General features: G+C 65.7%; 2 protein-coding genes. Both read right to left on the minus strand.

What is annotated here, in order from left to right:
• Nucleotides 1-142 precede the first annotated feature (142 nt).
• A complete protein-coding gene (locus AX690_RS12915; RefSeq protein ID WP_066681534.1) occupies nt 143-364 on the minus strand; it encodes an alkylphosphonate utilization protein in 222 nt (73 codons plus the stop codon).
• Nucleotides 365-448: 84 nt separating this feature from the next.
• Nucleotides 449-540 (minus strand): hypothetical protein (locus AX690_RS23695; RefSeq protein WP_231732195.1); only part of this gene is annotated, 92 nt, incomplete at its 5' end.

The raw sequence follows: 540 nt of genomic DNA on the forward strand, positions 1-540 counted from the left end.
CGGCCGCTCCTCACGCTAGCTCATCTCCATCACACGAGGTGGCGCGAAGCGCCGGAGGGGGAAGTCCTGCTGAACTTGCCTCTTCCCCCTCCGTCGTCGCTCCGCGCCGACACCTCCCCCGCTGGGGGGAGGATTTGTGGCCCTAAGCCTTTTTCACGAACTCGGTCCGCAGGACGAGGCCCCGGACCTTGTCGACATTGGCCTCGATCTCTTCGGGGTCGCCGGTCAGGCGGATCTTGCGGACCACCGTGCCGCGCTTGAGGGTCACGCCGCCCGAACCCTTGACCTTCAGGTCCTTGATCAGGGTGACGGTGTCGCCGTCGGCCAGGATATTGCCGTTGGAGTCGCGGGTTTCGTCCGACATGGCGGGCCTTTCGATGGGGCCGGCCGATGACGGCAAACCCGTAGATTTGGTGGGGGCTTTCCTAAGCGGCGCCATGCCTGCGCGTCAATGCGGCGTCTTCTTCCGCCCCAGCGGATGCTTGGTCTGCACCACCTGCGCCAGGTGTTCGCCCGCGACATGGGTGTAGATCTGGGTGG

Origin of the sequence: Caulobacter sp. CCH9-E1, from assembly GCF_001556515.1 — a bacterium.
In the GTDB taxonomy this organism is placed as follows: Bacteria; Pseudomonadota; Alphaproteobacteria; order Caulobacterales; family Caulobacteraceae; genus Caulobacter.